10 protein-coding genes and 1 tRNA gene are annotated in these 8,217 nt (G+C 72.1%); 7 read left to right on the top strand and 4 right to left on the bottom strand.

Features of this window, described 5'->3' with window-relative positions; genetic code table 11:
- From nadD to VGK78_RS15060, 7 genes are all read left to right on the top strand, one after another.
- Positions 1 to 503 (top strand): nicotinate-nucleotide adenylyltransferase (gene nadD, locus VGK78_RS15090; protein WP_331528506.1); only part of this gene is annotated, 503 nt, incomplete at its 5' end.
- Between the two features lie 82 nt (positions 504 to 585).
- On the top strand, positions 586 to 969 hold the full coding sequence (gene rsfS, locus VGK78_RS15085; RefSeq protein WP_331528504.1) for a ribosome silencing factor: 384 nt from the start codon (positions 586 to 588) through the stop codon (positions 967 to 969).
- A complete protein-coding gene (locus VGK78_RS15080; protein WP_331528503.1) occupies positions 962 to 1,627 on the top strand; it encodes a histidine phosphatase family protein in 666 nt (221 codons plus the stop codon). Before rsfS ends, VGK78_RS15080 begins: the two co-directional genes overlap by 8 nt.
- A 41-nt stretch (positions 1,628 to 1,668) precedes the next feature.
- A tRNA-Ala gene (locus tag VGK78_RS15075) sits at positions 1,669 to 1,741 on the top strand.
- A 255-nt stretch (positions 1,742 to 1,996) separates the two neighbouring features.
- Positions 1,997 to 2,353, top strand: coding sequence for a YciI family protein (locus VGK78_RS15070; RefSeq protein ID WP_331528502.1), 357 nt, complete (start codon positions 1,997 to 1,999; stop codon positions 2,351 to 2,353).
- A 494-nt stretch (positions 2,354 to 2,847) separates the two neighbouring features.
- Positions 2,848 to 3,507 carry a response regulator transcription factor gene (locus VGK78_RS15065; RefSeq protein WP_331528501.1) on the top strand — a complete coding sequence of 220 codons (660 nt, stop codon included), beginning with the start codon at positions 2,848 to 2,850 and terminating at the stop codon, positions 3,505 to 3,507.
- A gap of 47 nt (positions 3,508 to 3,554) precedes the next feature.
- Complete coding sequence (locus tag VGK78_RS15060; RefSeq protein WP_331528500.1) at positions 3,555 to 4,778, top strand: HAMP domain-containing sensor histidine kinase; 1,224 nt, start codon at positions 3,555 to 3,557, stop codon at positions 4,776 to 4,778.
- A 211-nt stretch (positions 4,779 to 4,989) separates the two neighbouring features.
- On the opposite strand, the gene VGK78_RS15055 is transcribed toward VGK78_RS15060, so the two are convergent.
- The 4 genes from VGK78_RS15055 to VGK78_RS15040 form a co-directional block, all read right to left on the bottom strand.
- Positions 4,990 to 5,739 (bottom strand): type 1 glutamine amidotransferase, encoded by a 750-nt coding sequence (locus VGK78_RS15055; protein WP_331528499.1) that lies wholly within the window; start codon positions 5,737 to 5,739, stop codon positions 4,990 to 4,992.
- Entirely contained in the window at positions 5,732 to 6,979 is a 1,248-nt protein-coding gene (locus VGK78_RS15050; RefSeq protein ID WP_331528498.1) for a MurT ligase domain-containing protein, read from the bottom strand. The genes VGK78_RS15055 and VGK78_RS15050 overlap by 8 nt, the downstream gene beginning before the upstream one ends.
- A gap of 68 nt (positions 6,980 to 7,047) precedes the next feature.
- Complete coding sequence (locus VGK78_RS15045) at positions 7,048 to 7,893, bottom strand: hypothetical protein (protein WP_331528497.1); 846 nt, start codon at positions 7,891 to 7,893, stop codon at positions 7,048 to 7,050.
- A gap of 143 nt (positions 7,894 to 8,036) precedes the next feature.
- Positions 8,037 to 8,217: YncE family protein (locus VGK78_RS15040; RefSeq protein ID WP_414690695.1), on the bottom strand; the 181-nt coding region annotated here is incomplete at its 5' end.

Here is an 8,217-nt window from a genome sequence, read left to right as displayed (position 1 = left end):
ACCGGCAGGTCACGGCCGCCGAGGACCGCTACCTGATGACGGTCATCGCCACCGCGTCCAACCCTCGCTTCTGGGTCTCGCGGGTCGACATCGACCGCGGCGGCCCGACGTACACCATCGACACGCTGCGCGACCTGAGCGTGGCGCTGCCCGGCGCCGACCTGTACTTCATCACGGGCGCCGACGCGCTCGCCGACATCTTCACCTGGCGTGACGCGGACGAGCTGTTCGAGATGGCGCAGTTCGTCGGCTGTACCCGGCCAGGGTTCGTGATGGACTCCGAGACGCTCGGCAAGATCCCCAACGACCGGGTCACCATCGTCGAGGTGCCGGCGCTGGCGATCAGCTCGACCGACGTACGCCGACGTACGATGCGGGGAGAGCCCGTGTGGTACCTCGTCCCGGACGGTGTCGTCCAGTACATCGCCAAGCATCAGCTGTACCCGCGCACGACGGCTCCGGATCCCGCCCTCACTCCCGAAAGCTCCGAAAGCTCTGCATGATCACCCCAAGTCGTTTTTCGTCTTCCCCGCACCGCTTCACCCCAAGCCGCTCCTCCGCCGAACAACGCCTCGGGGACCCCGAGTGAGTGCCACCGACCACGCCGTCAACGTCGTCCACACCGCCGCTCGCGCGGCGTCCGACAAGCTGGCGCAGCACATCATCGCGTTCGATGTCAGCGACCAGCTCGCGATCACCGACGCGTTCCTGCTCGCGTCGGCGAGCAACGACCGCCAGGTGAAGGCGATCGTGGACGAGATCGAGGACAAGCTGCGCGACCTCGGCGAGAAGCCCATCCGGCGCGAGGGGGAGCGTGACGGGCGCTGGGTGCTGATCGACTACGGCGATGTCGTCGTACACGTGCAGCACGAGGAGGAGCGCCAGTTCTACGCGCTCGAGCGGCTCTGGCGCGACTGCCCGCTGATCGAACTCCCGGCCGACGTGACCGCCGGCACCTCGGGTGGCTGAGCCGCGCACGCTGGTGCTGGTCCGGCACGGCGAGACTGACTGGAATCTCTCCGGCCGCGCGCAGGGCCACGCCGACGTACCGCTCAACGCCACCGGCCACGCCCAGGCCCAGGCCGTGGCGCGGGCGCTGGCCGGCTTCGGTCCGTCCCGGCTGTGGTCGAGCGACCTGATGCGGGCCGCCCAGACCGCCGAGCACGTCGCCACGGCCACCGGGCTCGTGGTCGAGAAGGACCCTCGCCTGCGGGAGTACGACGTGGGCGAGCGGTCCGGCCTGACCCTCGAGGAGTTCGCCGAACTGCATCCCGCGGAGTACGCCGCGTGGCTGGCCGGGACGTCCGCGACGCTGGTCGCCGGGGAGGAGACCACCGAGCAGGTTCGCGACCGTGTCGTGCCGGCGCTCCTCGCGTGCCTGGACGCGCTCGGAGCCGGCGAGACCGGCATCGCGGTGCTGCACGGAGCCTGTCTGAAGGTCGGCCTGATGGGTGTCCTCGGCTGGCCGTGGGAGCAGTCGCGATCGCTCCAGGGGATCGAGAACGCCGCCTACTGCGTGCTCACCGAGGACCACGCCCGAGGCCTCCTCCGGCTCACGTCGTACAACGAGAAGGCCATGTCGTCACCGCATGGGCCCGATTTCGCCACCGACGGACCGGTTGGCTAACATCTGCGAGTTGCCTGCCCGCGCGAGCGGGTGGAATCCATGGGGCTGTGGCGCAGCTGGTAGCGCATCTGCATGGCATGCAGAGGGTCAGGGGTTCGAGTCCCCTCAGCTCCACCGAGAGGCCGCCTTCGGCGGCCTTTTCGCGCCGGGCGCAGCTGGTAGCGGCTCGGTCATTTCTGGGCGATGGCATGCAGAAGGTCAGGGGTTCGAGTCCCCTCAGCTCCACCGAGAGGCCGCCGTCGGCGGCCCTTTTCCGCGCTTTGGCGCGACCCCGTGAGAGATGCTCGTAGGGTTTCTGGCCCCGAACGTCGAAGCAAGCACTGCTCCTTCGTCACCTCGGTGTCAGATCCATTCTCGAGAGGAAGCGTCTTGACCGACTACATCGTCATGTTTCCGGCCGACAACGAGGCGGAGCGGGCGGCCGCCAGCGAGGCCGACCGCCAGGCGACCTTCGACACCGACTACGAGTTCGGCCAGCTGCTCGCGGCGCGCGGCGGCGCGGTGACCGGTGGCGCCGGACTCACGCACAGCAGCAGGGCCCGCACGATCAAGCGGGGGCCGAGGTCGAACGTGCTGGTCACCGAGGGGCCGTACGCCGAGTCGGCCGAACAGCTGTCCGGCTTCTTCATCGTCACCTGCGACGAGTACGACGCCCTCGTCGAGGCGGCACAGGTCCTGGTCCGGGCGCACCCCGTGGTGGAGATCAGGCCGGTCGCCGAGTTCTGACCGTCGAGGACTGTCCTTCGCGGCACGCCTCAAGGGCGGCCCGTACCGCTCAGTCCGTGGCTCCCCGTCGGGCCTCGAGGCTGGGTAGGAGCGCGACCTGGCGCAGGCGGGCGTGCCCCTTCCGCCCCGGGCCGTGCATCGCCGCAGCGGTGGCTGCGCCCTCCAGAGTCTCGAAGGTTCCGATCCAGTCATCGTCGATGAGCAGGTTGTACCCGAGTCCGTCCGGGTGCGAAGGGTGCCATCCCTCGACCACCCGCACCCGGCCGGACCGGTCCGTCCAGCGTCGCGGGTTCCGATTGACAGCCCGTGACCTCACGGCGTCATCATCGCGTGGCGATCGCTGCCGCGCCCGGCTTTGCCGAAACCTCGGCGTCGCCGGCGTACTGGCCGGTCGCAAGGACGGTCGGTCGGGCGAGGCGCCACGCCTGCCACGAGCCTGACTGCGGCGTACGAGCGTGCCGAAAGATGCGGGCCCGCCGATTAGGGTCGACCTCGTGGCGACGGTCGGTGTCTGCGAGGACGAGCCCGGGCTGCGGTCCGTCCTCACGCGTGCGCTGCGCAACGTCGGGCACGAGGTGCAGGCCGTCGCCCTGGCGTCGGAGGCCATGCGCGCCTTCCGGGAGACGCCGCCACAGGTACTGATCCTGGACATCGGGCTTCCGGACGGGGACGGGCGCGATCTCTGCCTCGCGCTGCGCGCCTCTGGCGTCGACGCCCCGGTCCTCTTCCTCACGGCCCGCGACGGGCTGCACGACAAGGTGGCGGGCTTCGAGGCCGGCGGCGACGACTACCTCAGCAAGCCGTTCGAGCTCGAGGAGCTGCGGGTCCGGCTCGACGCGCTCCTGCGGCGTCGTACGCCGGTCGCCAGCGTGCCCGCGGATCAGCCTCTGCTCGACGGTTCCCGCCACGCGCTCACCCGCGGGGACCGGGAGGTGACGCTGTCGCCGACCGAGTTCCGTCTCCTGGGGCGCCTGATGGCGCAGCCGGGGCAGGTCGTACGCCGGCACACCCTCGTCGCTGCCGCCTGGCCGATGGGTGGTCAGGTCAGCGACAACACGCTGGACTCCTACGTGCGGAGGATCCGGCGAAAGCTCGACGACGTCGGTGGTGGCGCCATCACCACGCTCCGCGGCGTCGGCTATCGCTGGCAATGACCATGCCCCACTCCCTTCCGGCTCGCTTGGCGGTGACGTCGCTCCTGGTGGCGACCCTGACCTCCGCGCTGCTCGTGCTCGGGGTCCAGGTGCTCCTGAGGCAGACGAACGACGCCACCGTGCGGGCCCGGCTGGCCGACCGCGCCGCGACCGCGGCCACGTCGGTCCGCGTGACACCGTCCGGGATCCGCGTGCGCGAGCAGGGGCTGACGCTGCTGCAGCAGGACGCGTGGATCTTCGACGTGTACGGACGGATGGTGGCGGGACGGCTCCCGGCGTCGAACGACCGCTACAGCGACGACGTACGTGAGCTCGCGTCGTCGACTACGGCGCGTCGCCTCACCGACGAGGACCTGGTGCTCCTGGCCCAGCCCGTGGTGCGCGACGGAAGCCGCGTGGCGACGGTCGTCGTGTCCGAGGACCTGGGCCCGTACGAGGGGTCCGAGCGGCACTCGCTCTGGCTGACGCTCGCACTCGCGGCGGTGGCGGTCTTCCTGGCCACGACGGCCGCCTGGATCGCGGCGCGGCACTCTCTCCTGCGGGTCCGGGCCATGTCGGACACCGCTGACGAGTGGCGGGAGCACGATCTGGGCGCACGGTTCAACCCCGGGCCCGGCGGCGACGAGATCGCGCATCTCGGACGGACGCTCGACACCATGCTGGACCGGATCGCCGAGACGCTCTCGGCCGAGCGTCGGCTCACCGACGAGATCGCGCACGAGCTGCGCACACCCCTGGCGATCGTGCTGGCCGAGGCCGACCTGGCGCGTGAAGGTGCCACCGACGACCAGAGGGCGACGCTCGAGGCCATCCGGGATGCCGCGCTGCGCATGCGATCCGCGATCGACACCATGCTGACCGTCGCCCGGGCCCGCACCGACGTACGTCGCGTCTCGCGGATCGGCGACCTCGTGGCCGCGCTCGACCAGCCGTCGACCGGTCTCGACGACCTGCTGGTGCCGGCTCCGACCCCGCTGCTGGTCGCCGCGGTCAAGCCGTTGATGGAGAACGCGCAACGTCACGGAGGCGGGGACCCCCGCCTCGAGGTGACCCGCGAGGTACGGCATGTCGTGGTCAGCGTCATGGATGACGGGCCGGGAGTGCCGGCGGACGAGGTGGAGGCGGTGTTCGAGCCCGGGCACTCAACCCGAGCCGACGGGTCCGGACTCGGCCTGCCGCTGGCCCGACGCATGGCGCGCGCCGTCGGGGGCGAGCTGGTGGCGAGACCGGGTCCGGGAGGTCGGTTCGAGCTCCGCCTCCCGCTCCACTGAGCGTGCATGCCCCTGCTCGGCAGCGGTCGGCCGGCTGGGGTGGCGGTGGGTTGGGATCGGTCTGGTGGCCGGGGACGGGTCCGGGGTCACCGCTGCTGGGTGGTGGTCGGGGCCGGTTGCGGGTGGCGGTGGGTTGGGATCGGTTTGGTGGCCGGGGAGGGGTCCGGGGTCACCGCTGCCCGGGCTGCCGCCCAGCAGCCGCACTCCCAGATCAGGCCGCCCAGTGGCCCAACAGCGCCCGGCGGGCGCGATGGCGTCGTGGGTCGGCAGCGTCGAGTCGTTCGTCACGCAGCCGTTCCACGTCGGTGTCGTCGAACGGCGCCAGCTCGCCGACGACTCGGCTGAGCAGGAGATCGGTGAGTGCCGGGTTGCGGACCAGCACGGGCCCGTGGAGGTAGGTGGCGAACGTGTGGCCCTGCCGGGCGCCCTCCCAGCCGTCGCGGCCGTTGCCGACCCCCGTGACGACCCGGCCGAGCGGACGCGCACGAGGTCCCAGCACGGCGGTGCCGCGATGGTTCTCGTAGCCGGTCAGCGTCGGGACGCCCGGCAGGTCCTCGGGCTCGGTGACGATCTCGCCCACAGCGCGCCGGGCGAGCCTGCCGCAGGTGACGTCGAGCAGACCGAGACCCGGCTGCGGCTGCCCGTCGGCGTCCTCGAAGCGGTGCGCCAGGAGCTGGAACCCAGCGCACACGGCAAGACAGGGTCGCTCGGCGAGCACGCTGCGTGCCCGGTCGTCGGCGAGCAGGGACCGCGCGGCCAGGAGCTGCGCCGAGTCCTCGCCCCCGCCGAGCAGGTAGAGGTCACCGTCGCGGGGGAGGGGCGTGTCGAGGGCCACCTCGATGACCCGGGCGGTGATCCCGCGTGCGGCGGCCCGGTGGACCAGGGCCAGCACGTTGCCCCGGTCGCCGTAGGTGCCGAGCAGCTCCGGATAGACGTGGACGATGCCGAGCTCGTCAGGCACGACGTACCTCCTGCACCGCGGCGCGGAACGCCGTGTAGTTCCCCACGACGTCGACCCGGCCCGCCGGGAGCTTCCACAGCGCTGCGGCCAGCGATCCCGGTATGTGCCTCGCGGCGACTCCGTCGTGCTCGAGCCTCACCAACAGGTCGGTCGCCCGTCGTCCCTGCACGACCACGGTCCGCCCACGCAGCGGACGGAACGACACGTCGTAGATCCAGGACGGATCCCGACCGTCGACGCCTTCCGCGTTGAGGACCAGGACCAAGGGGTATCGGTCGTCGGCCATCAGGTCGAGGAGCTCGAGCCACCCGGCCGGGTTCTTGGCCAGCATGATCCGCAGGTCGTGTCCGTGGAAGCGGACCTGCTCGAAGCGACCGGCCACGGAGCGTACGACGCCCAGTCGGGCGGCCGCCTCCGACACCGGCACCCCGCCGGTGATGTGCGCTGCGGTCACGGCCAGGGCGGCGTTCGCGACGTTGAACCGCCCCGGGAGATCGAGGGTCAGCGGGGCCTGGGTCGTCGCGCAACGGAGCACGTCACCGTCGAGCCACCAGTCCGGGTCGGGCCTGCGCAGCTCGCACGAGTCGCACGCCCAGTCGGATCCGGCCCGGACGCACCGACCGCCGCAGGCCGGGCACACGAGCGAGTCGGCCGTCCAGTTCGCTCCGGCGGCCACCCAGACGTGATTGTGGCCGGCCAGCGCCGACCACACCACCGCGGGGTCGTCCGCGTTGGCGATCACCAGAGGAACGCCGGCCAGGCCGCTGCGCCAGGTCTCGGCGAGCGCGCCGACCTCGTGGTGCCGGGTCAGCTGGTCGCGCGAGAGGTTCGTGAGCACGACCGTTCGAGGCGAGGTCTCCCGGATCGCCCACGGCAGCCAGTCCTCGTCCACCTCGAGCACGACCTCCTCGGCCTCGGTCGAGGCCAGGAGGCCGGCCAGGGCCGTCGCCGTGTTGGCGCCTTCGCGGTTGGTCGCGACGTCGTCGCCCGCACCGAGAGCGGCGACGATGAGCGCGGTCGTCGTGCTCTTGCCGTTGGTCCCGCTCACCAGCGTGACGTCACGTCCCCGGCTCAGCTCCGGCAGGGCGCGAGGCTCGACCGCCAGCAGCACACGCCCGCCGATCACCAGCCCGCTGCCTCCTCTCACCCGTCGTGAGAGCGCCCCGGCCGCGCGCGCGGAGGGGCGCGCCACGGCCAGCCGCGTGCGGCTGTGCGCGCGCTCGGTCCGTGCATCGCCCATGTCACCAGTGATAGGCGCGGGATCCTGTCTCACACCTGACTGGAGGGTCCCGGAGGCAGGTGTGTGACTCACCGCAGTCCGACCGCCACGACCCGGTCGGTGATGCCGGGTGACTCACCGCCTAGCAGCCAGATCCGGCGCCCGTACGTCGCGACCGCCGCGTCGCTGAGGTGCACCGGGAGACGCCCGGCCAGACGGAGGTCGCCGGATGCCGGGTCGTACCACCACATGGCGTCCGTCTGCCGGTACGGCGCCACCCGCCCTCCCATCACCAGGATCCGGCCGGCGACCGGGACGGCCATCGCGTGCCCGAGCGGGACCCGCAGCCGTCCTGCCGGGCTGGTGCGGCCGGTGGCGAGGTCGACCTCCTGGATCGTGTCGAGCTCGCGGCCTGCAACCTCACCTCCGAAGACGTAGACGTCCGAGCCGATCCGCGCCATGGCGGCGTACCGGACACCATCGAGCAGAGCGCCGACCGGGCGAGGAGCCTGATGGGGCGAGAGCCGCAGGATCGTCCGCGGCACGGACGCACCGTCGTACCCTCCGATGACGTAGGCGCTGCCCCGCCACTCCGCGACGCCGAGGTCGGAGCGGGTCGTCGGCAGGTCCGCGATCCGGCGCCAGCCGCCCGGGGCCAAGGTCTGCACCGCCGACTGCTCGGCGGAGTTGCCCCCGCCGACCACCGTCGGCGCACGGGCGACCAGGCCTCCGGCCGCGTCGTGGACCGGAACCGCCAACGACGGCAGTGCGTGCTCGACGCCGGTCCTCGGGTCGAGCCGGAACGCGCGGCCCGACGACCGGTCGCCGACGAGCAGCCCGCCGGCCAGGACCACCGAGCCGCGACGCATCGGGATCGCGACCGCCCGGGCGACCGGGAACGGCAGTCGCCAGTGCGACAGGTTCGCCGCCGCCACCTCCGGTACAGCCGGCCGCCGGGTGGCGGGGGCCCGGGCCGCGTCTCTGGTCGTGGAGGCCCGTGGACCTGTGGACGACGTGTGGTCCCCGCATCCCATCAGCAGTGGCCCGAGGAGGACGATCGAGAGGAGTACGCGGAGGCTCACCGCATGTTCCCGGTGTGGCCGAGCGAGTAGCGCCCGGGCTGCGGCCAGACCGCGATGCCGTGCGGGCTCCCGCCGACCGGGATCTTCGCGATCAGCCGGCCGGTGCGCGTGTCGAACCCGTAGACGACCCCGTCGTAACGCCCGGACAGCCACAGCGTCCTGCCGTCGGCGGAGACC

Source organism: Nocardioides sp. (genome assembly GCF_036503465.1).
In the GTDB taxonomy this organism is placed as follows: domain Bacteria; phylum Actinomycetota; class Actinomycetes; order Propionibacteriales; family Nocardioidaceae; genus Nocardioides.
Note: the sequence above shows the minus strand (reverse complement) of the source record. Positions and strands in the feature narration are given on the sequence as shown.